Annotated in this window: 19 protein-coding genes; 6 read left to right on the top strand and 13 right to left on the bottom strand. The window is 71.0% G+C overall.

Translation table 11 applies throughout. The features are described 5' to 3' along the window. Positions 1–3: 3 nt before the first annotated feature. From ACFV8T_RS12095 to ACFV8T_RS12140, 10 genes are all read right to left on the bottom strand, one after another. Positions 4–852 (bottom strand): fumarylacetoacetate hydrolase family protein, encoded by an 849-nt coding sequence (locus tag ACFV8T_RS12095; protein WP_385326735.1) that lies wholly within the window; start codon positions 850–852, stop codon positions 4–6. Between the two features lie 92 nt (positions 853–944). After that, positions 945–1,967, bottom strand: a complete 1,023-nt coding sequence (locus ACFV8T_RS12100) for a hydroxyacid dehydrogenase (RefSeq protein ID WP_385326737.1) — start codon at positions 1,965–1,967, stop codon at positions 945–947. Beyond that, positions 1,951–3,006 carry a dihydrodipicolinate synthase family protein gene (locus tag ACFV8T_RS12105; protein ID WP_385326739.1) on the bottom strand — a complete coding sequence of 352 codons (1,056 nt, stop codon included), beginning with the start codon at positions 3,004–3,006 and terminating at the stop codon, positions 1,951–1,953. Before ACFV8T_RS12105 ends, ACFV8T_RS12100 begins: the two co-directional genes overlap by 17 nt. Positions 3,007–3,014: 8 nt before the next feature. Beyond that, on the bottom strand, positions 3,015–4,043 hold the full coding sequence (locus ACFV8T_RS12110) for an NAD-dependent epimerase/dehydratase family protein (RefSeq protein WP_385326741.1): 1,029 nt from the start codon (positions 4,041–4,043) through the stop codon (positions 3,015–3,017). Between the two features lie 6 nt (positions 4,044–4,049). After that, positions 4,050–4,997, bottom strand: coding sequence for a carbohydrate ABC transporter permease (locus tag ACFV8T_RS12115; protein ID WP_385326742.1), 948 nt, complete (start codon positions 4,995–4,997; stop codon positions 4,050–4,052). A 2-nt stretch (positions 4,998–4,999) separates the two neighbouring features. Beyond that, positions 5,000–5,905, bottom strand: a complete 906-nt coding sequence (locus ACFV8T_RS12120) for a sugar ABC transporter permease (RefSeq protein WP_329817652.1) — start codon at positions 5,903–5,905, stop codon at positions 5,000–5,002. A gap of 298 nt (positions 5,906–6,203) precedes the next feature. Continuing rightward, on the bottom strand, positions 6,204–7,460 hold the full coding sequence (locus ACFV8T_RS12125; protein WP_385326744.1) for an ABC transporter substrate-binding protein: 1,257 nt from the start codon (positions 7,458–7,460) through the stop codon (positions 6,204–6,206). 83 nt (positions 7,461–7,543) lie between these two features. Then, positions 7,544–8,800: a Gfo/Idh/MocA family protein gene (locus ACFV8T_RS12130; RefSeq protein WP_385326746.1), complete on the bottom strand. Its 1,257-nt coding sequence runs from the start codon at positions 8,798–8,800 to the stop codon at positions 7,544–7,546. Positions 8,801–8,895: 95 nt separating this feature from the next. Beyond that, entirely contained in the window at positions 8,896–11,043 is a 2,148-nt protein-coding gene (locus ACFV8T_RS12135) for a peptidase C14 (RefSeq protein WP_385326747.1), read from the bottom strand. Between the two features lie 208 nt (positions 11,044–11,251). After that, on the bottom strand, positions 11,252–12,109 hold the full coding sequence (locus ACFV8T_RS12140) for an IclR family transcriptional regulator (protein ID WP_385326749.1): 858 nt from the start codon (positions 12,107–12,109) through the stop codon (positions 11,252–11,254). Positions 12,110–12,412: 303 nt separating this feature from the next. Here ACFV8T_RS12140 and ACFV8T_RS12145 point away from each other — a divergent pair, with 303 nt between their 5' ends. From ACFV8T_RS12145 to ACFV8T_RS12170, 6 genes are all read left to right on the top strand, one after another. Further along, positions 12,413–13,783 carry an aspartate aminotransferase family protein gene (locus tag ACFV8T_RS12145; protein WP_385326751.1) on the top strand — a complete coding sequence of 457 codons (1,371 nt, stop codon included), beginning with the start codon at positions 12,413–12,415 and terminating at the stop codon, positions 13,781–13,783. Beyond that, positions 13,783–14,970, top strand: coding sequence for a mandelate racemase/muconate lactonizing enzyme family protein (locus ACFV8T_RS12150; protein ID WP_266422063.1), 1,188 nt, complete (start codon positions 13,783–13,785; stop codon positions 14,968–14,970). The genes ACFV8T_RS12145 and ACFV8T_RS12150 overlap by 1 nt, the downstream gene beginning before the upstream one ends. Beyond that, on the top strand, positions 14,967–15,812 hold the full coding sequence (locus ACFV8T_RS12155) for an amidohydrolase family protein (RefSeq protein ID WP_385326752.1): 846 nt from the start codon (positions 14,967–14,969) through the stop codon (positions 15,810–15,812). Before ACFV8T_RS12150 ends, ACFV8T_RS12155 begins: the two co-directional genes overlap by 4 nt. A gap of 205 nt (positions 15,813–16,017) precedes the next feature. Then, entirely contained in the window at positions 16,018–16,857 is an 840-nt protein-coding gene (locus ACFV8T_RS12160; RefSeq protein WP_385326754.1) for an SDR family NAD(P)-dependent oxidoreductase, read from the top strand. A 64-nt stretch (positions 16,858–16,921) separates the two neighbouring features. Then, positions 16,922–19,093, top strand: coding sequence for a peptidase C14 (locus tag ACFV8T_RS12165; protein ID WP_385326755.1), 2,172 nt, complete (start codon positions 16,922–16,924; stop codon positions 19,091–19,093). Then, complete coding sequence (locus tag ACFV8T_RS12170) at positions 19,090–20,022, top strand: GNAT family N-acetyltransferase (RefSeq protein ID WP_385326757.1); 933 nt, start codon at positions 19,090–19,092, stop codon at positions 20,020–20,022. Before ACFV8T_RS12165 ends, ACFV8T_RS12170 begins: the two co-directional genes overlap by 4 nt. Before the next feature lie 18 nt (positions 20,023–20,040). On the opposite strand, the gene ACFV8T_RS12175 is transcribed toward ACFV8T_RS12170, so the two are convergent. The 3 genes from ACFV8T_RS12175 to ACFV8T_RS12185 form a co-directional block, all read right to left on the bottom strand. Continuing rightward, a complete protein-coding gene (locus ACFV8T_RS12175; protein ID WP_385326759.1) occupies positions 20,041–20,745 on the bottom strand; it encodes a DUF5995 family protein in 705 nt (234 codons plus the stop codon). A gap of 155 nt (positions 20,746–20,900) precedes the next feature. Beyond that, entirely contained in the window at positions 20,901–22,292 is a 1,392-nt protein-coding gene (locus ACFV8T_RS12180; protein WP_385326760.1) for a uracil-xanthine permease family protein, read from the bottom strand. A gap of 183 nt (positions 22,293–22,475) precedes the next feature. After that, on the bottom strand, positions 22,476–23,708 hold the full coding sequence (locus ACFV8T_RS12185) for an MFS transporter (RefSeq protein WP_385326762.1): 1,233 nt from the start codon (positions 23,706–23,708) through the stop codon (positions 22,476–22,478). Between the last annotated feature and the right edge of the window lie 68 nt (positions 23,709–23,776).

Genomic DNA, 23,776 nt, shown 5'->3' on the forward strand with positions numbered 1-23,776 from the left:
CCGTTACGCGGGCCGGCAGACGCTGCGCTGCCGGCCGAGGCCCGAGATCTCGACCTCCATCACATCGTCCGGGCCCAGGTAGGGGAAGCGGCCGGACAGCGCCACGCCCTGCGGGGTACCGGTGTTGACGATGTCACCGGGCTCCAGCACCAGGTACTGCGACAGATGGTGCACCAGATGTGCCACGCTGAAGATCATGTCCGCGGTGCTGGAGTCCTGCCGCGGCTCGCCGTTGACGTAGCTGCGCAGCCGCAGCCGCTGCGGGTCGCCGACCTCGTCGGCGGTCACCAGCACCGGGCCCAGCGGGTTGAACGTGGCGCAGCTCTTGCCCTTGGACCACTGGCCGCCCGACTCCTCCAGCTGGAAGGCGCGTTCGGAGACGTCGTTGCTGACGGCGTAGCCCGCGATGTGCGCGGCGGCGTCGGCGGGGGAGTCCAGGTAGGAGGCGCGACGGCCGATGACGACGGCCAGCTCCACCTCCCAGTCCGTCTTCTTCGAGCCGCGCGGGATCAGGACGTCGTCGTACGGGCCGACGACGGTGTTCGGCGACTTGTAGAAGAGGATCGGCTGCTCGGGCGGCTCGGCACCCGACTCCGCCGCGTGGGCGGCGTAGTTCTGGCCGATGCAGAGCAGCGCGGAGGGCCGGGCCACGGGCGCGCCGATCCGCTGACCGGTGATGTCGATCTCCGGGAGCACCGGCTCGGCGGGCACCAGGTGCGGATTGTCGGCGAGCGCGGCGAGGAACGCGCCGTCGACGTCGTCGGTGACGCCGGACAGGTCGTAGTGACGGCCCTCGGGGCAGACGAGGACCGGGCGCTCGTGGCCCGGCTCGCCGATGCGCATCAGTCGCATGAAGTGAAATCTCCTGAACGGTACGGGGGTTGGGGCTCTCTGGGGCCTTGTCGCAGCAGGGCCGGTCCGGAGGTGATCCGCCGGGACAGCCCTCAGTGCAGGCGGGCGAGGGCGTCGGCGGAGACGGCGTGGACCGGCGGGTGTCCGGCGAGCAGCCGCAGCACCTCGTCGACCGCGCCGGCGCCGAGCCGCTGCCGGCACTCGACGGTGCCCGCCGCCTGGTGCGGGGTGAGCAGCACGTTCGGCAGGGAACGGAAGGGGTGGCCGGTGGGCAGCGGCTCGTCGTCGAAGACATCGATCGCCGCGTCCAGCCGGCCCCGGGCCAGCTCGGCGAGGAGCGCGTCCTCGTCGACCAGCCACGATCTGGCGGTGTTCACCAGACCCGCCCCGTCCGGCATCAGCGCCAGCTGCGCGGCGCCGATCATCCGGTGGGTCTCCTCGGTGACCGGGGCGTGCACGGCCACGATCCTGCTGCGCGAGAGCAGCGTCTCCAGGGGTACGGACTCCACGCCGAGCGCATCGGCGTCCGCATCGGACAGGTACGGGTCGGTGACGCCCACCCGCGCCCCCATCGCCCGTACCAGGGCGATGTAGGCGCGCCCGGTGCGGGAGGCGCCGATCACGCCGATGTCGCTGCCGTGGATCTCGTGGCGCGGCGGCGCCTCGCTCGCCGCCGCCCACTCCAGCCCGCCCCGCAGCGCGTGGTCGAAGCGGTGGACGCGGTGGAGCAGCGAGAGCGTGAACGCGAGGGCCACCTCGGCGACCGGGCGGGCCATCTCGTCACCGGCCTGGGTGACCAGGATGCCCCGCCGGAACACCTCCTCGGTGACATAGGGCGCGACCGCCGAACCCGTGTGCGCCACCAACTCCAGCCGGTCGGCGTGGGACAGCAGTTCGCTGTCCACCCGGGGCGCCCGCCACGAGGTGATCAGTGCACGGGCCCCGGGCAGCGCGGCCACGACCGCCGCCCGGTCGGAGTGGTCGTCGACGACGGTGAGTTCGGCCGCCCGCTCCAGCGCCCGCCACACCTCGGCGGTGAAGAACTGGGCCCGCAGGTCCGGCGGTACGGCGACGACCACCCGGGAGCGGTCGGCAGGATCAGGAGAGCCAGGCATCGAGGTGCTCCGCAACGAAGGCGTCATCGGTCAGCCAAGGGTAGGCCGCGGCCACCCGGCTGATCTCCTCGGCCTGTCCGGGCGAGAGCGTCTCGGCCGGGTCCAGGCACCGGATGTTCGCCAACAGACCCTGCCGGCGGAGCACTTCGTGCACCCCGGCGATGCAGCCGCGGAACGCGCCGCGCACATCGAAGACCGCGCTGTTGGCATCGGTCAGCTCGGGGCGCCGGGCCAGGCAGCGCACCATCGCCTCGTGGTCCCCGCCGCGCGCCCTGCGGACGTCGTCCAGGAGCGTCACCGCGGAGCCGGTCCACACGGCCCACTGGCCGAGGAGCCCGCCCGCGAACCAGCGCGGTGTGCCGCCCGCCGTCTCGTACGGGGTGAGCAGATCACCGATGATGTCGTCGTCGTTGCCGGTGTACAGCGCCACCTCGTCGGCCCGGTCCGCGGCGGCCACGGCGCGTACGACATCGGCGGTCCGGTAGCGGTCGAACGGGGCGATCTTCACCGCGGCGGTGTTCGGCAGATCGGTGAACGACGACCAGAAGTGCGGCGACAGATACCGTCCGCCGACGGCCTCCTGGAGGTAGAAGCCGATCACCGGCAGCACTTCGCCGACCGCCCGCGCCCGCTCCAGCAGCCCCTTCTCGTCCGCACCGGGCACGGCCGGGCTGAGCAGCACCGCGTCGTAGCCGAGCTCGGCGGCGGTCTCGGCCTCCGAGACGGCCTGCGCCGTGTAGCCGCAGGCACCGGCGACCTTGATGAACGGCCGGCCGGCCTCGGCGTCGATCGTCTCGGCGGCGAGCTCCAGGACCGGCCGGAACAGGCCGACCTCCGGTTCGCGGATCTCGAACTGGGTGGTGTGCACGGCGACGGCGACGCCGCCCGCGCCCGAGGCGAGGTAGTAGCGGGTCAGCGCACGCTGCCGGCGCTCGTCGAAGGAGCCGTCGTCGTGCAGGGCGAGCGGGTGCGCGGGGATCACGGCACCGTGGGCGAGCGCGTCCAGGGCGGGGGTCGACACGAGGGAGGGAGTGGACATGGAGTGGATCAGAACCTTCCGTCACGGACCTGGAACTTGGTGGGCTTGCCGGACAGCGGCAGCCCGCGGCGCAGCCAGTCGGCCTGCCACTCGACGAGGGTGCGCAGGGCGACGTCCGGGTAGCCGAACAGCGCGTGGCAGCGGCTCGCGTCGGAGAGCAGCGCGGTGGGCGCCTCCTCGCCGGCGAGGACCGGCTCCTTGCCGAACTCCTCGCCGAACCACTGGGCGATGCGGCGCACCGAAGCGGTCTCGGGGCCGGTGAGGTTGAGGGTGAACGCCTCGCCGTCGGTGGCGTGCAGCAGCGAGCGCAGGGCGACCTCGTTGGCGTACCCCTGCCACACCACATTGGCGTGACCGGTCGTCACATCGACGGGCTCGCCCGCCTGTACGCGGTGGGCGATGTCGGCGAGGACGCCGTAGCGCAGGTCGACCGCGTAGTTGAGGCGGATGTTGGCGACCCGGGTGCCGCGGGTCAGCGCCGCGTGGCCGAAGATCCGCTCCCGGCCCAGGCACGACATGGCGTACTCGCCGACCGGGCCGACCGGGTCGCTCTCGGTGCAGCCGCCGGAGGAGACCGGCATCAGCGGGTACACATTGCCGGTGGAGAACGCGGCGATCCGCGCCCCCGACCAGCGGCGCGCCACCCGGTCCGGCATCGCGGCGTTCACCGCCCAGGCGTGCGAGGGGGCCCCGGCGGAGCCGAACTTGGCGCCGACCATGAAGACGATGTTCCCGGCGTCCGGCAGTTCGGCCAGATCGGCGGCCGGGTCCATCAGGTCGAAGGCCACGGTGGAGACCCCGGCGGCCTCCAGCTCGTCCGCGGCGGCCTTGTCGGACCAGCGGGAGACCGCGTACACGGTCACGTCCTGGCGGCCCGCGGCGTCCAGCGCCCGGCGGGCGAGCCGGCACAGGCTGGGGCCCATCTTGCCGCCGGCGCCGAGCACCAGCAGATCGCCTTCGAGGCGGCCGAGATCGGCGACGAGCGCGGGGGAGGGGGTGGCGAGCCGCTCTTCGAGTGCGGCCTCATCGGTGAACATTGGTGGCTATCCCTTGATTCCGGACGCGGTGACGCCCTCGGTGAAGTAGCGCTGGCCCACCATGTACGCGGCGAAGATGGGCACGAACGCGATGACGGAGCCGGAGAGCACCACATTGAGCGGCACGTTCTGCTGCTGGAGCGAGGCGATGCCGACGGTGAGGGTGCGCATGTCGGTGGACTGGCCGATGACCAGCGGCCACAGGAAGTCGTTCCAGTGCCACAGGAAGACGAAGACGCCGAGCGTGGCCAGGATCGGCTTCAGCAGCGGCAGCACGATCCGGTAGAAGATCTGCCACTCGTTGCAGCCGTCGAGCCGGGCCGCCTCGAAGAGTTCGTCCGGCAGCCCCTGGATGAACTGCCGCATCAGGAACACCGCCTGGGCGTTGGCCAGGGTCGGCACGATCAGACCCCAGTACGTGTCCACGCCGCCCAGCTTCGCGATCATCGCGAAGGTCGGGATCATCGTGACGTGGTAGGGGACCATCACCATCGACAGGAACGACCAGAACATCGTCTCCCGGCCCGGGAAGCGCTTCTTGGCGAAGGCGTACCCGGCGAGCGAGGCGAGCAGCAGCACGCCGACGACCGAGACGACCGAGTAGATCAGCGTGTTGAACAGCCAGCGCGGCACGTCCTGGGAGTTCATGACGGTGTCGTACGCCTCGCCGGTCAGCGGCCACGGCAGCAGACTGCCGGGGAACTCGACCGCCGCGGACGGCTTCAGGGAGAGCACGACCATCGCGTAGAACGGGAAGACCGTCACGAGCGCGGCCACCGTCAGCAGCACGGCGCGGCCGATCCGGCCGGCCCGGGTGGGCCGCATGCCGTACGGGACGGTGTCCTGCTCCGAGAGCTTGCGCAGTTTGCGTTCGGCGCGGCGTGCGGCCCGGTCGGGAGCCGCGGGGGTCTTCGGCGCGGGCGGGGTCTCGGTCTGGGCGGGTGCTGCGGTCATGGTCACTGGTCCTTCCCGATCACGAGCCGCTGGATCACCGCGACCACCACGGTCAGCGCGAAGAGCGCGACGCCGATGGCGGAGGCGTAACCCAGGTCGAAGTACTTGAAGCCCGCGTCGTAGAGCTGGAAGACGAGCGTGTAGCTGGCGTTGGCGGGGCCGCCGCCGGTCATCGTGTAGACCGCGTCGAAGACCTGGAACGACGCCGTCGTCTCGATCACGGCGAGGAAGAACAGGGCGGGCTTGAGCTGCGGCAGCACGATGTACCGGAACCGCTGCCAGGGGCCCGCGCCGTCGGTGAGTGCCGCCTCCTCCAGCTCACGCGGAATGTCCTGCATCCGGGCCAGCAGGATGAGCATCCCGTACCCGAAGCGGGACCAGACGCCGACGATCGCGAGCGCGGGCAGCACCAGCACGTCGTCGGAGAGCCAGGAGCCCTCGGACATCCCGAACCAGCTCATCAGGGTGGACCACGGCCCACCGGTCGAGAAGATCCAGACGAAGACGGTGGCGGCCAGCACCAGCGAGGTGACGACCGGCAGGAAGAACACCGACCGGAAGAACTTGGCGCCGCGGAACGCGCGGCGGGTGATCAGCGCCAGGGACACCGAGGCGATGAGCGTGCCCGGCACCGCGAGCACGGTGTAGAGGACCGTGACCTTCAGCGCCTGCCAGAACAGCGGGTCGTCCCAGAGGCGGGTGAAGTTGTCCAGCCCGATGAAGCTGCCGCCGCCCGTGAGGGTGTAGTCGGTGAAGCTCATCAGCACCCCGGCGATGCCCGGACCGAACCGGAACGCCAGGAAGAGCAGGAAGCACGGAAGGACGAAGAGCAGGCCGATCCGGGCCTCGCGGCGCGCCTGCGGCCCGCTGCGACGGCCCCGGCGGGTTGGTTCCGCGACGACTGCCACGGGGATCTCCTTGCGGTACGGGGGAATTGAGGGAGGTCGGGGGCCAGGGTCTTTCGTCTGGATCAGGCTGGATCAGGGAGCGGGGTCCGGTGCGTGCGATCACAAGGCGGAGGAGGGAGTCAGGGCGGAGCCCTGGCGACCGACGACAACGCGGAGGGGGTCCCCCCTGGCCCTTAAGGCCTTGGGGGAGTGCGTGCCGGACCCCGCGAGCCCGGCCTGATCCAGACGAGAGGCCCAGGGCCCCCGGGGAGGGCGGTTCCGGGATCCGGGTGCGGCCGGATCCCGGAACCGCGCCCGATCAGCGGCCGAGCATCGCCTGAGCGGCCTTCTGCGCGGCGTTCAGCGCCTCCTGCGGGCTCTTCTTGCCCAGCAGCGCCGCCTGGATCTCCGGCGCGAGCACGCCCTGGACCTCACGGGCCTTGTCCTGGAGCGGGCCCACGGTCATGCTCGGCAGCGTGGCGCCGACCGCCGTCTGAAGGGCGTCGCCCGGGTACAGGTCGCCGCCGGACTTGCGGGCGGGGAAGTAGCCCGCGGCCTTCTGCAGGCCGGCCGCGTTCTTCGACTCGGCGACGAAGTTCAGCCAGTCACCGGTGTTCTTCTTGTCGGCGCCCTTCAGCATCGACAGCGCGCCGACCGTGCCGTAGCCGACCGACTTCGCGTCCTTCAGCGGCGGCTGGACGACGATGTTCTCCTTGCCCCAGAAGGGCTCGACGTCCGCCGGGGTGTTCTGCCAGGTGCAGGCGACCTTGCCCTTGGCGGTCGGGGTCTGCTCCAGCTTGGGCGTGGTCGTGACCAGGTCCTTGTCGGTGTAGCCGCCGGCGACGAGCTTCTTCAGGTACGTCAGGGCCTTGACACCGGCCGCGTCGTTGAAGGTGACGTTCTTGCCGTCCTCGGAGAAGACGTCGCCGCCGGCCTGCCACAGCAGCGGGTAGAAGGTCATGTTGAGTGTCTGCTGGGTGTCACCGTAGTAGGTGGTGGCGTAGTAGCCCTTCTCCTTCAGCTTCGGGGCCAGCGCTTCCAGCTCCGCCCAGCTCGTCGGGTAGGTCTTCTCGCCGATCGCGGCGAACACCCGCTTGTCGCAGATCAGCGGGTTGGCGCTGGTCAGGATCGGGGTGGCGAGGGCCTTGCCGTCGACCGTGACGGACTTCAGGGCGAAGTCCGTGTAGTCCGACTTGGCGTCGGCCGGCATGTAGTCGTCGGCCGGGACGATGCTCTTGGCGTACTTCGGCAGCTGGTCGGGGATCAGGTAGACCGCGTCCGGGCCCTTGCCGGAGGCGATCGCGGTGGCCAGCGCGGTGTCGCGGTTGGCCCACGGGAAGGTCTCCACCTTCACCTTGACGCCCGAGTGCTCCTTCTCGAACGCCTTGATCAGGCCGTCCCAGTACGCCTTGTTCTTGGCCTCGTCGAAGATGACCGGGTAGGTCCACATGGTGACGGTGTTGCCGTCGCTGCCGCTGCCGGAACAGCCGGCCAGCACACCGGCGGCGAGCGCGGTGGCCACGACGGGGGCGGCCAGGGCGCGGACTCTGGAACGGCGGGTGAGGAGACGGGACATGAGGTGGTCCTCCGAGGACGTGAGGGTGGGGCGGGAAGAAGGGGAGCCCGGTCCGGTCCGAACGACAGGCCCTTCAGGGGGAGTCACTGCGCCGGGACCGTCTGGACGGTGCCGGTGTGCCGGGCACGTTCGGCGGCGAACGCCGCGAGATGACTGCCGAGCGAGGTGGCGGGACCGGAGCGGACCGCCCCGGCATCACCCGTGGCGACGGCGGTGACGAACGCCTCGACGAGCGCGGCGTCCCCGCCACCGTGCCCGTCGGCCGCGTTCGAACCGGACGTGCCGAGTTCATGGACGGTGGACTCGCCGGTCCGGAAGTCCTGCACCGTGACCCGCTCGCCGTCGCCGATCAGCCAGCCGTGCGAGCCGAAGATCCGGGTCTGGCGGTGCGTCTGCTCGGTGAACGCCACCATCTGGAAGGTCGCGGTCACCCCGTCCGTCAGCTGCATGGCGAGGACCTGGTGGTCGACCACGTCGTTGTCGCCGCGGTACGCGCAGACGCCGTACGGGCCCTCGCGCAGCGCCTGGACGAGACCGGCCTCGTCGGTCGCCTCGGTGACATGGGTGACCGGCCAGACCGCGCCCTTCTCGCGCAGCGTCGGCATGTACAGCTTCAGCGCGCTGTACGGGCAGTCGGCCTCGACCGCACAGTCGAGACAGCGCCCGGCGGATCCGGCCGGAGCGTTCTGCGGCCGGAAGTGCTTCAGTCCGCCGAAGCTCGACACCTGCTCGATCCGGCCGCCCATCACGTACGTGATCCAGTCCAGGTCGTGGCAGGACTTGGCGAGCAGCATCGGGGAGGAGTCCTTCTCGCTGCGCCACGGTCCGCGCACATAGCTGTGGGCGTAGTGCCACCAGCCGACCGGCTCCAGATGGTCGAGGGAGACCAGCTGACCGAGCACGCCGGAGTCCACGACCTCCTTCACCAGGTCGGTGTACGGGGTGTACCGCATGACGTGGCACACCGCGAAAAGGACCCCGGACCGCTCCACGCCCTCGACGATCCGCCGGGTCTCCTCCTCGGTCGGGGCGAGGGGCTTCTCGGCGAGGATCGCGTAACCGGCCTCGGCCAGCGCCAGCACCGGCTCCACATGGAAACGGTCCTGGGTGGCGACGACGACGGCGTCGGCGATGCGGTTCTCGACCAGCGGCCGCCAGTCGTCGAATTCGACGGGTGCGCCGGCGGCGGCCCGCGCCGCGGGGCGCGGATCGGCTACGGCGACGAGCTCGGCGCGCTCGGGGTGCGCCTTGATCCACTCGGCGTACGTCAGACCGCGGTTGCCGGCGCCGACGAGCGCGACCCGTACGGGCCGGCCGGTGATCGGGGTATGCGTGGACACGGGAATCCCTGGTGTTCGATGGGTTGGGGTCTTTCGTTGGGATCAGGCAGGACCCCGCGAGCCCGGCCTGATCCGGACGAGAGGCCCCGAGGTGGTCAGAACCGCAGCGTGGCCGCGGTGTGGGCGACGCGGTCGCCCTCGTCCGGCAGCGCGGTGCGCTCGGTGCCGTCCTCGACGCAGCCGGTGTGCAGCAGGTGGCTGTCGCCGGTGAACGCCGCGGGCCGCAGTTCGAGCCGGCCGCCGGTGAAGGTGGAGCCGGTGGCCCGGTAGCGGTTGGGGCCCTCGGTGACCAGCACATGGGCGGTGCCCTTGGGCGCGGTCGAGTCGAGGCCGGTGAGCTGCCAGCCGACGGTCCGTCCGGAGCCGGTACGGGCGAGCAGGGCGCCATCCTTGTTGGTGCCGCTCAGACGCGTTCCGTCGATGCGCAGCCGCTGGTCCTTCGCCGAGGTCAGCTTCAGTCCGGTGTCGCGGAGTTCGCCGCCGAGGACGGTGATGTCGGCGTGCGCGAGCGAGACCGGGGCGGTGTCCTTGGAACCGGTCAGCGTGCACTGGTCCAGGGTGAGCGGGCCGGTGCCGTTGAGGACCGCGCCGTCGACGCCCTTGAGGGTGCTGCGCTGGATGGTGAGCGGCGCGGTGACGTTGGCCTGGGTGATCTCCGCGCCCGCCGCGAACGCGAACGAGGAGTCGGCGATCACATTGGGGCGGGCGGAGAGGTCCGAGGCCCGGGAGACGATCAGCGGACCCGTGGCCGTACAGCCGCGCATCTGCACACCGTCGGCGTTGACCCAGAGCATTCCGGAGCCGGCAAGGGACTTCTTGCCGATGACCAGCACGTCCTCCAGGGTCAGATCGGTGATCTTGACCCGGGCCACGAACCAGGAGCAGGCGTGCCGGCGCACGGTGATCCGCTTGGCCCTGCCGCCCCAGGCGGCACCGGAGTTGGCGAAGGTCATCAGTCCGGAGTTGCCGGTGTAGACGAGGTCGTGCTCGAACTGACCGTGGGTCACGAACGGGCCCTCGTCGTCACCGTCGCCGTGGCAGTTGGTGACGTAGCAGTAGGCGGAGGCCGTGAAGTCGTTGAGGTGACGGGCGTTGGAGGTGTGACAGTCCTCCACGTGTCCGTACAGGCAGTAGATCTGCTGGGTGAGGTAGCCCGCGCCGCCGTAGGTGACGGACTTCGGGTTGGTCAGCGAGCACTGCTCGGTGCGGTAGTACGTGCACCAGCGGCGCATCACCACCGGCCAGAAGGTGCCGATGGCCTCGATCCCGGAGACGTCGCACCGCACCGCGTACTCGTAGGCGACCGGGTGCGAGCCGGTCATCTCGTCCTCGCCCCAGCCCTCGAAGACCATGTTGCGGACGTGGGCGCGGTCGACGGGCTCGACCCGGGTCCAGGTCAGCGTGCGGCCCGCCGCCAGGTCCCAGCCGATCTGGTAGTTGACCCGGACGTGCGTCGGGTCGACCACATCGGTGACCTGGACGAGACGCTGGATCTCCTTCTCGTACTTCCCCGCCAGGGCGTCGATCTCCACGGCCCACCACTGGCCGACGGCGAACTTCGACGAGTCGCCGACCTCGAAGAGGTCCGAGAGGTCCGGCATCGCCGCGCCCAGGGTGTGCCTGACGGTGGTGTCGGTGACGGTGCCGCGGAAGGAGAGGACGGCGCCGAAGGGGTTGTCGTGGGTGTTCTTCTCGATGCCTTCGGTGCGTATGCGGTGGCCGCCGAAGTCGAGTTCGATGTCGGAGCGGTTGAAGAGGTGGCGTCGGGTGAAGAGGAGGTCGGTGTGGGCTTCGATGCGGTGGACGCTGTTGTCGGCGATCATGGCGTCGAGGGCGGCGTCGGCGGGGGTCTTCGCGTCGAAGTGGCCGAAGGTGCGGAAGTCGAGGGTTCCGGTGTGGAGCTGGTGCCAGCGGCCGGTGCCGTGCTTGGCGGGGGCGATGACGGTGCCGCCGTTGTGCGCGGCGTCGGACTTCTTGTGCCAGCGCACGGCCATGGAGCCGCCGTCGCCGGGGGTGCGGTAGCCGGCGATCAGGACCTGGGTGCCGTCGTCGAGCGGCTTGGTGTTCAGGGCGCGCAGTGCGTCGACCGTGTCGACGCGGAGCACGTCGCCGGTGTGCGAGGGCGCGGCCTGCGCGGAACCGGCGGCCACGGCCGAACCGGCCATGACCAGACCGGCCAGACCCGAAGCCCGAAGAAGATTCCGGCGGGACGAGGCGGAGGTGTGGTGGTGCGGAACGCTCATGCGGACTTCGCCTTCCGAGAAGTGCGATAGGTGAGGGAGCGTTCCTGCGGGGGACTGCCATGAGGCGGATGGCTGAAAAGGGTCCGGTCGGCGGATGTCCACGGCGCGATGGGCAGGCGCCGGAACCAGGCCGGAAGGGGTAAATCGCCGGTGACCATGGAATGTCACCGCGGTTGGCAGGGAACCTACGGCGGGTTACACCGTTTGGTCAAGACCCGATTTCGTCGGAATGCGATGTGTCGGTGTCGGGCGAGGCGCCGTCCGAGTCGTCGACCCAGCCGAGCGAGAGGCTGATCCGGCGGGCCGCGTCCCGTACCTGGCCGCCCAGTTCCTGGTAGCGCCAGGCCGGCAGGCCGAGTTTGAGGCCGGTGATGGAGACCGCCCCGGCACACACCGAACGGTCGTCGAAGACCGGCGCGCCGATGCAGATGATGCCCTCGGCGTCCTCCTCGTCGTCCAGGGCGTAGCCGACCCGGGCGATGTCGCGCAGATGCGACAGGAAGGTCGCCGGGTCGGTGATCGTGCGGGAGGTGCGCCGGGGCAGCCCGAACCGCTCGACGACCGCGGCCGCCTCGCCCGGCGGCACGGCGGAGAGCAGCGCCTTGCCCAGGCCCGTGCAGTGCGGCAGCTCGCGCTGCCCCATCCGCAGATCGAGCCGGACGCGCTGGTCGAGCTCGACCTGGTCCACGACGACCGCGTGGCCGTCCTCGGGCACGGCGAGCCTGGACGCCATTCCGGTGGCCCGGGTCAGCTCGCGCAGGACCGGGTGGGCGACCCCGCGCAGGGACACCTGGGAGCGGGCCCGGTCACCGAGTCTGGCCAGGCTCATGCCGAGCCGGTAGCGGCGGTTCATGCCCTCGCCGTCGTCCGAGACGAGGCCGTAGGCGCGCAGGGTCTGGAGCATGCCGAAGGCGGCGCTCTTGGAGATGGAGCAGGCCTGGCCGACCTCCGTGACGCTCAGGCCGTTCCCCTGTGCGGGGGCGGCGAGCGCCTCAAGGATGTCCGCTGCCCTGGCCACGCTCTTGACCCAGTACTTCGGTTCTTCTGGGGCAGCACTGTTCGTCATAGCAGAACAGCGTAGTGCCTCGGAGAAGGCTCGAACGCGCTTTCTCTGTGAAGAAAGCGCGGAAACGGCCCTTCCGGGGTCCGAAAGGGTCTTGACCGGCCCCGGAGCCGCACGTAATATCCAGGCACTGTTCTGCTCTACAGAACAGTGTTCAGAAAAAGCGAACGCATCACCTGAAGCACCACCTCAAGCACCACGGATCATCCTCTTCCTGCGGCGACTGCCGGGCGGATGGCGCCAGGGATTCACGGGCCGGGCAGGGCCTGCGAAGACCGACGACTCTCGACGCAAGGAGCAAGCGATATGAGTTCAGGCCCGGTAGGCAACGAATCCGGAGCCCGACTCGCCGAGCGCGCCCGCCAGGTCGTACCCGGCGGCGTGAACAGCGGTCAGCGCAGTGTTCCCGGACTGACCGACCTGGTCGTCACGGGGACGGACGGCGCACGGTTCCGTACCGCCGACGGACGCGAGTACACCGACTTCCACTCGGCGTTCGGCCCGCCCCTGCTCGGACACAACGACCCCGACGTGGCCCGCGCCACCGCGGAGGCCGGTGCCACCCTCGGCCACATGGGCGTCGGCGTCACCGAGGGCGAGGTCCTCCTCGCCGAACAGCTCACCGAGCTGATCCCCTCGATCGAGAAGGTGCTGCTCACCAGCACCGGCAGTGAGGCGACGTTCCACGCGCTGCGCGTCTCCCGCGCCGCCACCGGCCGTCGCCTGGTCGTCAAGTTCCAGGGCTGCTACCACGGCTGGCACGACTCCGTCAGCCTCAACGTCATCTCCGCACCCGAGAAGGTCGGCGGCCACGACCCGATCTCGACCGGCATCCTGCCCGAGGTCCTCGAAGCCACCCTCGTCCTGCCGTTCAACGACAGCGAGGCCGTCCGCCGCGCCTTCGCCGAGCACGGCTCCGACATCGCCGCCGTGATCGTCGAGCCCGTCCCGCACAACGTCGGGGCGCTCCTGCCGTACCAGGAGTTCCTCACCACGCTGCGCGAGGAGACCACGAAGGCGGGCAGCGTCCTGATCTTCGACGAGGTCATCACCGGCTTCCGCCACGACATCGGCGGCTGGCAGAAGATCTCCGGCGTCACCCCCGACCTCACCACCCTCGGCAAGGCCATCGCCAACGGCGCCCCCGTCGGCGCGATCGGCGGCCGCGCCGACCTGATGGACCTCTTCTCCACCCGCCCCGGCGCCCCCGCCTTCTTCGCCGGCACGTACAACGGCCACCCGTCCGTCGTCGCCGCCGCCCTCGCCACCCTGCGCAAGCTCCGCGAGGAGCCGGTCCATGAGCACGTCTTCCGGCTCGGCGAGCGTGTCCGCACCGAACTGACCGGACTGTACGAGCGCCTCGGCGTCCCCGCGGTCGTCACCGGCTACGGCTCCGTCTTCGTCAGCTACTTCATGCCCGGCGAGGCCCCCCGCACCTACGCGGACCTGCTGAACAACGACGCCTCGCTGTTCGTCGGCTACCGCCGCAAGCTCCTCGACCACGGCCTGTTCGAGCTGCCGCTCAACCTCAAGCGCAGTCACATCAGCTACGCGCACACCGACGCGGACGTGGACCGTCTCGTCGAGGGCACCGAGGCCGCGGTCAAGGCCGTGCTCGCCGACGGCGGCGCCCGCGACCTGGAGAACACCTCCACCATGGGCGGGGCGACCCGCTGATGCTGACTGTCAACCGCACCCGCCCGGCCGGCCCCGCCGGACGGATCACCCGTGTCGAGACCCTGATGCTCGGCACCTCCTGGCGCGACTTCGGCTACGTCCGGGTCCACACCGACGAGGGCCTGTCCGGCATCGGCGAGATCACCCACCCCTACCGCGTCCGCGAGGTCTGCGCGCTGACCGAGGCGCTGGCCCGGCGCCATCTCATCGGCGCCGACCCCTTCGACATCGAGGAGCTCTGGCTCCGCGTCTACCAGGGCGACTTCCTGCGCGGCGGCGACATGGGCGGCGTCGCCCTGTCCGGCCTCGACCAGGCGATGTACGACCTGATGGGCAAGGCGCTCGGCGTCCCCGCGTACCGGCTGACCGGCGGCGCCTGCCGGGACGACGTACGGGTGTACGCCAACGGCTGGTACACCGGCGAACGCGAGCCCGAGACCTTCGCGGCCAAGGCGAAGGAGACCGTGGCGAAGGGCTTCACCGCCCTCAAGTTCGACCCCTTCGGCCCCGGACTGCACGAGCTGGAACGCGCCGAGCTGCGCCGCTCCGTCGACCTGGTCGCCGCCGTCCGCGAGGCCATCGGACCGGACGTCGACCTCTTCATCGAGGGCCACGCCCGGTTCGCCATGCCGACCGCCGCCCGACTGGTGCGGGAGCTGGAACCCTTCGACATCGGCTGGTTCGAGGAGCCGATGCCCTGGACCCACATCGAGCGCTACGCGGAACTCCGGCAGCGCGCCGCGTTCCCGATCTCCGGCGGCGAGCACTTCCACAACCGCTACGAGTACAAGCAGCTCTTCGCCACCAACGCGGTCGACATCATCCAGCCCGATCTCTCCATGGCCGGCGGCTTCACCGAGGTCAGGAAGCTCGCCGCGACCGCCGACACCCACGGCATGCTCGTGGCCCCGCACAACTCCAACTCGCCGCTCTGCACCACCGTCTCGGTGCACGCGACGCTCGGAATCCCCAACTTCAAGATCCTCGAAACCTTCGACGGACTCCTTGAGGACTACGTCTTCGACGCGCTCAAGGGCACCCTCCCGATCGTCGACGGCCGCATCGGCCTGCCGACCGCACCGGGCCTCGGTGTCGAGCTCGTCGACGAGGTCTTCGAGGAACACCCGCCCAGCCACCGCTTCTGGAACATGTTCGCGGACGGCTGGGAGAAGCGGAACCGGACATGATCGTCGACGTCCACTCGCACCTCTTCCGGCACAGCCACGACTTCACCGACCCGTTCAAGTCCGACTCCGCCCGCGCCCACGCGGGCGAGGTCGACCTCACGGTGAAGTGGGAGGAGTACGCCGCCACCGCCCCCGAGGGCACCCGCACGATCGTCGTCGGCGGCAAGGCCCGGCGCAGCGGCCTCTGGGTCGACGACGCCGCCGTCGCCTCGTACACCGCACAGCACCCCGACCGGCTCATCGGCTACCTGTCCCTCGACCCCACCCAGCCCGGCTGGCAGGACGAACTCAGGTACGGCCACCAGGAACTGGGCCTGCGCGGCATCAAACTGATGCCGATGTACGCGGGCTTCGACCCGGCCGCCGAGGAGTACGACGAGCTGTACACGTACGCCGAACGGCACGGACTCCCGCTGCTCGTGCACACCGGCACCACCTTCGTGTCGAGCGCGCCGCTGGAGTGGGCGATGCCCCGCCACCTGGACGCGGTCGCCATCCGCCACCCGGAACTGCGGATGGTCCTCGCCCACCTCGGCCACCCCTTCGAGGGCGAGTGCATCGCGGTCATCCGCAAGCACCCGCACGTGTACGCGGACATCAGCGCTCTGCACTACCGGCCCTTCCAGCTCTGGCACAGCCTCCGGCTGGTCCAGGACTACGGGGTCTTCGACAAGCTGATGTTCGGCAGCGACTACCCGTTCACGACGGTCGACGACTCGGTGAAGGGGCTGCGGGAGATCGCCCGGATCCCCGGCATCCCCGGACTGCCGCCGCTCGACGCGGACGCGGTGGAGGAGATCATCCACCGGCCGTCGCTGGACCTGCTGGGCCTGAACGGCTGACCCGGCCGTTCCCCCGAACCTGCCGGTACGGTGCCGGGGTCATCCCCCTGTCGCCCGGCACCGACCGGCAGCCGGGCCGCCGCGCCATCACCCATGTGTCCCAGCGCGGCGGCCCGGACCCTTCCGGCGATCAGGACCGGACCCGACCCACCCGCTCCGTACCTCTCCGCCTCTCCGTACCTCTCCGCCTGGAGGAACCCCCGCCATGACCGCAGCCGTTCCGCCCCGCGGAACCGACCGCTTCGATCTGACCGGCCGCACCGCGGTTGTGACCGGGGCCGCCCGGGGCCTCGGCCGGTCCTTCGCCGTGGGACTCGCGGAGGCGGGCGCCGATCTGGTCCTCGTCGACCTGCCCGGTGCCGAGGGCGTCGCCGAGACCGCGGCGGCGATCGAGGCACTCGGCCGCGGCTGCCGGACGTACGGACAGGATCTCGCGGACATCGACGCGCTGCCCGGCTTCGTCGACGCCGTACGCGCCGAGGCGGGACCGCTGCACATCCTGGTCAACAACGCGGGCACGGCGGCACTGGAACGCTTCAACGAGATCACCCCCGCGAGCTGGTCGCACATCATGCGGGTCAATGTCGACGCCGTCTTCTTCCTCAGCCAGCGCATCGCCGAACACATGACGGCGGACTCGGTCGCGGGCCGCATCATCACCATCACGTCGAAGAACGCCCTGGTCGCGGAGGCCGGCCTGGCCCACTACAACGCCTCCAAGGCCGCCGCCCAACTGCTCACCGAGACCCTGGCGGTCGAACTCGCCCCGCACGGCATCACCGCCAACACCCTCGCCCCCGGCATGGTCGAGACGCCCATCGACGGCGAATTCCCCTTCGACCGGGAGGCCTTCGAATCCGCCTACCGCGAGCGCATCCCGCTCGGCAGGTACGCGCGGCCCGACGAGTGCGTCGGTGCGCTGCTGCTGCTCGCCTCGGACGCCGGGGCGTATCTCACCGGGGCACGCATCGTCGTCGACGGGGGAGTGCTGGCCGACCAGATGCCGCGTATGCGCTTCATGCCGCCGTACCGCAACACGATCTGACCGCGACCGACCGGCAGTCGGTTCTCACCGAGCACGCATCGACAACGCGAGGAGCGCCTGCGTCATGTCCGTCAATGCTTCGTCCCCTGCTCCGTCCTCCGCCTCGTCCTCCGCCTCGTCCCGCCGGAATCTTCTTCGGGCTTCGGGTCTGGCCGGTCTGGTCATGGCCGGTTCGGCCGTGGCCGCCGGTTCCGCGCAGGCCGCGCCCTCGCACACCGGCGACGTGCTCCGCGTCGACACGGTCGACGCACTGCGCGCCCTGAACACCAAGCCGCTCGACGACGGCACCCAGGTCCTGATCGCCGGCTACCGCACCCCCGGCGACGGCGGCTCCATGGCCGTGCGCTGGCACAAGAAGTCCGACGCCGCGCACAACGGCGGCACCGTCATCGCCCCCGCCAAGCACGGCACCGGCCGCTGGCACCAGCTCCACACCGGAACCCTCGACTTCCGCACCTTCGGCCACTTCGACGCGAAGACCCCCGCCGACGCCGCCCTCGACGCCATGATCGCCGACAACAGCGTCCACCGCATCGAAGCCCACACCGACCTCCTCTTCACCCGACGCCACCTCTTCAACCGCTCCGACATCGAACTCGACTTCGGCGGCCACCGCATACGCACCGAAGGCATCGAGAAGAACACCCACGACAACCCCTTCGGCGCCGTCCTCTCCTTCCGCGGCACCGTCACCGACACCACCGTCAGGCACGCGCTCTCCGGCAAGGTCATCGAGCTCACCGACACCTTCCCGGTCCCCGACGCCAAGGCGTTCGAGGTCGGTCAGTGGTGGGCCGTGCAGGTCGACCCGGTCGCGGGCGGCGGTGGTGACGAGCGCGAACTGCAGAAGCTGGTCGAGATCACCGAGATCGTCGACGCGGGACACATCCGGATCGGCTACCTCAACGGCTGGGAACTCGCCGCGGGCCGCAACCTCACCTGGACCCGCGTCGAACCGGTCCGCAACACGCACATCCGCAACATGGTCTTCGAGGGCGCCGGCCCCGACGAGTACACCGGCTCGCACCCCGTCAGCTTCGAGTACGCGGTGGGCTGCGACGTCTCCGGGATCCATGCCACCGGCACCTTCTGGCCGGTCATCATGCGCCGCTGGTGCACCCGCTTCCGCACCGAGGAGTGCTCGCTGAAGAACCCGCCCACCGTCGAGTACGGCGGCGCGGGCTATCTCACCCAGCAGATCTACTGCCTGTACGGGCGGGTCGCGGACTGCACCACCAGCAATGTGCGCCACCTCAACGACCTCACCGCCTCCGCCTACTGCACCGTGGTGAACTGCCACGGCGACGGCGACGACGCGGGCGGCAACCCCTTCACGACGCACGGGCAGTACGAGCACGATCTGCTCTTCGACGGCAACTCCGGACTGATGGACATCGCCAACTCCGGTGCGCAGTGGGGGATTTCCGCGAAGCGGATCACCGTGCGCAGACATGTCTGCTCCTGGTTCACCGCCAACACCAAGATCACCGATCTGACCCTGGAGGACATCACGGTGATCGCGCGCCCCACCTTCGACCAGGCCGGCACCCTCACCGTCAACGCCGACGGCGCCCAGGTGCGCGGCTGCACCGCGAAGACCTTCGCCGTCGCCCAGCGTTCCGCCCGCTCCACCCGGCCGACCACCATCAGCGACTGCTCCTTCGAGCCGCCCGCGGGCGCCGTCCTCGTACAGACCCCGGTCACCGCGCCCGTGCACTTCGTACGCTGCACGTTCAAGGGCGTCGACGGCGCGATCCTGCGCGGGGCGGGGCCCGTCCACTTCACCGACTGCACCGTCACCGGCGCCGAGAACGCGGCCCCGCTCTCGGTCGGATCCGCGGATCTGCGGATCGACGGCGGCAGTTACGACAACACCGGCATCGAACTCAGCGCCGTGCGCGACCAGCGGATCACCGTCACCGGCGGCGCCCGTCTCACCGGCAGCAACAAGGCCAAGGCGCTGCTCGGCCGTGCGGCCGGTCCGGGGAAGGTGACCTGGGACATCAGCGCGCTCAGCAGCGCCGCCTCCGACGCGGACACCGCCCATGTCCGCATCGATGACGGCACCAATCACTACGCGGCCACCGGGAGCCGCTTCACCGGTGGCACGCTCCACCTCGCCCCCGGTGCGCTGGACTCGGTCCTGCACACCTCCTGCGTGGAGGACGGGACGAAGCGCCGCGCGATGCCCGCGAACAGCGACAAGGCGCGCACGGACGGGAACCTGACCCTGTGACCGCCGCCATCCGGACCGCGACGGCGGCCGACGACCCGGCCCTGGCCGCCCTGTGGCAGCGGTGCTTCGAAGCCCCGCAGATCACCGCCCTGCACGCCCTCGACCCGGACCGCCACCGGCACACCTTCGTCGCGCAGAACGCCTCGGGGGACGGGATCGACGCGGTCGTCGTCTACGTACCGAGGCTGATCCGCGACGTGGACGGCACGCCGCGGCGGGTCGGCGGCATCGGCAGCGTCGCCACCCGTCCCGAGGCGCGGGGACAGGGGCTGGTGCGGCGGCTGCTGGTGGCGGCGGAGCACACCATGAGGGCCGAACAGTGCGCCTGGTCGCTGCTGTTCACCGGGACGCCCGGGGTCTACCGGGGCTCGGGATGGCAGGAGTTCGAGAGCACGTACACCGAGGGGGCGCTCGCGCCCTCGCCCGCCGCCGGGACGTACCGGATTCGCGAGGCCACCGCGCGCGACGCCGCCGAGGTGGCCGCGCTGCACCACGCGTACAACGCGAACCGGCCGCTCAGCTCGTTGCGGGCGCCGGAGGACTGGGCGGTGCGGATGCCCGCCTGGTACGGCCCGCTCGACCGGTCGCTGGTGGCCGAGGACCCCGGATCGGGAGCGCTCGTCGGCTGGATGGTGGCCCAGCACGAGGGGGAGTGCGTGGAGGTGCGCGAATTCGCGGGCGCCCCCGCATGTCTGGGCGAGCTGTTCGCCGCCGTCGGCGAACGGGGCCGGGCGGCGGGCCTGGGCCGGGCCCGGGTCCGGCTCCCCGACGCCCCCGGGGTCCGGGCGGCGCTGCCGTTCCTGCTGGCGGACGCCCGGCCGGTGGCGGAGCAGGTGGGCATGGCACGCCCGCTGCACGCCTCCGCGGACGCCGTCCGGGCCACGGTCACGGCACCCGGTGCGGTCCACTGGTACGGCGACTGCTTCTGAGGGCCGGGCGGGGCGCCGTCAGCGATACGGAGTGAGCAGACAGCGCCCCACCAGCCCCGCTCCCGCGTCCATCCGCTTTCTGAACTCCTCGGCCAGCAGCGGCACGTCACGCAGCCGCCACAGCACCAGCGCCGCCGACCAGGCCGCCTCACGGGCCCGCTCCAGACTCCACGATCCGAGCAGATGGGTGAGCGGGTCCGCGAGTTCCAGCAGATCGGGGCCGGGCATCAGATCCTCGCGGATCCGCTCCTCCAGCATCACGAGGAGATCGCCCACCCGGTCGAACTCGTCCTCCAGGGCCGGCGGGGCGCAGCCGAGCGTGCGGCAGGCGTCCACGACGGCGAGCGGCAGATCGTGGCCGATGTGCGCGTTGATGCCGGCCAGCGCGAACTGCAGCGGCCGTACGCCGGGATGGCGCCGGTACTGGAAGAGCGGACGCCAGCAGTCGGGCGGCGGGTGTCCCGCCGCCGCGGCGTCGACCGCCGACAGGTAGCGCTCGGCGAACCGCACGTCCAGCGCGGCGGCGGCCCGCCGGTCCGGGAACGCACCGTCGTCGATCTGTTGCCGGACGGTCTCGGTGACCGTCAGATAGACGCGGTTGAAGACCTCCACCCCGTCCTCGGCGCCGTCCACCGGCGGCCAGGCGGAACGGAACGCGCGCATCCGCTCGATCACGGAGGCGATGTCGGGGACGGAGCTGTGCGACTGCTCGAACTGAGCCATGGGGGCAGCGTCCCAGCCGCGGGACCGGGACGGCGCCGACGGACCCAGGGTTCATCGGAACGGGGGAACGGCCCCGACACGCGTCGGCTGCGCGGCGGCCGAGCTCACCCTTCCGGTATGACGGGACAGCCTTTGCGCCTACTACGGGACGGCTCTTACGCCTCGTCCTTCGACGGCCGTTCGTCGTACGCCGAGGTGCCCGAGTCCAGCAGGGGCTCCTGGGTCTTGAGGTATGCCGGGGCGAAGGCGCGCAGCACGTGATAGCCGGTGATCACCACGATGGTGCCCAGCGCGATCCCGCTCAGCTCGAAGTTGTCGGTGATCTTCAGGCTGACCCCGCCGACGCCGATGATGATGCCCGCGGCGGCCGGCACCAGGTTCAGCGGGTTGCGCAGGTCGACCTTGGCGTTGAGCCAGATCTGGGCGCCGAGGAGGCCGATCATGCCGTAGAGGATGACGGTGATGCCGCCGAGCACACCGCCGGGGATGGCGGCGACGACCGCGCCGAACTTGGGGCAGAGGCCGAAGAGCAGGGCGAAGCAGGCGGCGGCCCAGTACGCGGCGGTGGAGTAGACCCGGGTCGCGGCCATCACGCCGATGTTCTCCGAGTACGTGGTGTTCGGCGGGCCGCCCACCGCGGTCGACAGCATCGACGCGGCGCCGTCGGCGGCGATGGCGGTGCCCAGCTTGTCGTCCAGCGAGGAGCCGGTCATCTCGCCGACGGCCTTCACATGCCCGGCGTTCTCCGCGATCAGCGCGATGACCACCGGCAGCGCGACCAGGATCGCCGACCACTCGAAGCTCGGCGCGTGGAAGGAGGGCAGCCCGATCCAGTCGGCCTTGGCCACGCCCGACAGGTCGAGCCGCCAGTGGTCCACGGCCTCGGCGCCGCCGGCCGGGGAGTGGATCCTGCCGAAGATCCGGTCGAGGACCCAGGACAGTGCGTACCCGAAGACCAGGCCGAGGAAGATCGCGATGCGCGAGAAGAAACCGCGCAGGCACACTACGGCCAGTCCGGTGAACAGCATCACCAGCAGCGCCGTCCACTGGTCCTGCGGCCAGTACGTCGACGCGGTCACCGGAGCCAGGTTGAAACCGATCAGCATGACGACGGCACCGGTGACGACCGGCGGCATGGCCGCGTGGATGATCCGGGCGCCGAAGCGCTGCACGGCGAGACCGGCGAGGAAGAGCACCACACCGACGACGAAGACCGCGCCGGTGACCACCGCGCTGCTGCCGCCGCTCGCCCGGATCGTCGCGGCGACCCCGACGAAGGAGAGCGAGCAGCCGAGGTAGCTGGGCACCTGGCCGCGCGTGGCCAGCAGGAAGATGGCCGTCGCGACACCCGACATCATGATCGCCAGGTTCGGGTCCAGGCCCATCAGCACCGGGGCGACGAACGACGCGCCGAACATCGCGACCACGTGCTGGGCACCCAGTCCGAACGTACGGGGCCAGGAGAGCCGTTCGTCCGGCCGGACCACGGCCCCCGGTGCGGGGGTCTTCCCGTCGCCGTGCAAGGTCCAGCGCACGCCGAGGCCCATGGTCGCTCCCTGTTGTGTAGGTGCGGAGCCGAGCGCCTCGCCGGGCACGTCGCTGCCGCAGAAATGATCAGCGCCATGGTAATGCCGGATCGTGGAGCGCTCGCGGCCGGGCCATGGCCCCTGAGCACGGCGGATGCGGGCGGCGGAGGGGAACGGGCCCCGGCCGTCCGCCGGCCCGGCCGGTCAGGGACGCGGCTCGGCGGACTTCGTGCTCGGGGCACCGGCGTCCGAGGACGACACCTGCCTGCGGTCGCCCGCCCGCAGCACCCCGGCCCCCAGCACCAGACCGAACGCGAGCACCGTCACCAGGCCGAACGAGACGACCAGCGAGGTCGCCTCGGCCAGCGAGCCGATCGCGGACGGGGCGATCAGCCCCGAGGTGTACGTGATCGTGGCGACCCCCGCTATCGCCTGGCTCGGATTCGGGCCGCTGCGCCCGGCCGCCGCGAAGGCGAGCGGGACGACCACCGCCACACCGAGGCCCAGGAGCCCGAAGCCGCACATCGCGAGCGCCGCGTCCGGCGAGGCGACCACGAGGATCCCGCCGACCGTCGCGAGGACGCCGCCGACCCGTACGGTCCGGACCGCGCCGAAGCGGTCGACGACCTTGTCGCCGGCGATCCGGGCGACCGCCATGGTCAGCGCGAACGCCGTCGTGGAAGCCGCGGCGAGCCCGGCGGAGGTGTCCATGACGTCCCGGAGGTAGACCGCCGACCAGTCCAGGCTGGCCCCCTCGGCGAACACCGCGCAGAAGCCCACCGCGCCGATGATCAGCGCCGACTTCGGCGGCAGGGTGAAGCGCGGCGGCGGCTCCTCGTCCGGCCGGCTGCGCAGGTCCAGCACGCCCTGGCAGGCGATCAGGCCGAGCGTGGTGAGCACGAGGGCGGCCAGGGCGTGGTGCAGCCGGGCATCGGCGCCCAGATGCGCGGCCACCGTGCCCGCCGCCGAACCGATCAGGGCGCCCACGCTCCACATCCCGTGCAGCCCGGACATGATCGACTTGTCGAGGCGGTTCTCCACCTCGACGCCGAGGGCGTTCATCGCCACGTCCGACATGCCGGCCGTCGCCCCGTATACGAAGAGCGCGGCGCACAGCGTCAGCAGGTTGGGCGCCGTCGAGGGCAGGATCAGCGCCAGCGTCCACAGGGCGAGCAGTCCGCGCAACGCGGTCCTGGCGCCGAAGCGATGGCTGATCGCACCGGCCAGCGGCATGGCGAGCGAGGCGCCGATCGCCGGGAAGGCGAGGGCGAGGCCGAGCTGACCGGCGCTGACCCCGGCGTGGTCCTGGATCCAGGGCACCCGGGTGGCGAAGCTGCCGGTCACCGCGCCGTGCACGGTGAAGACGGCGGCGACGGCGAACCTGGCCCGCCTCACCTGCTCCGTGCCGAAGGCCGTGTCTGTGGAATCCGTTGTCATACCGCCGTGCCCTCCCCTGGGGAATTCTCTGTTGCCGGTGGTCCCGGCGCCCGTCTCCACGGTGCGCG

It is taken from the genome of Streptomyces sp. NPDC059832 (assembly GCF_042731715.1).
GTDB lineage: Bacteria > Actinomycetota > Actinomycetes > Streptomycetales > Streptomycetaceae > Streptomyces.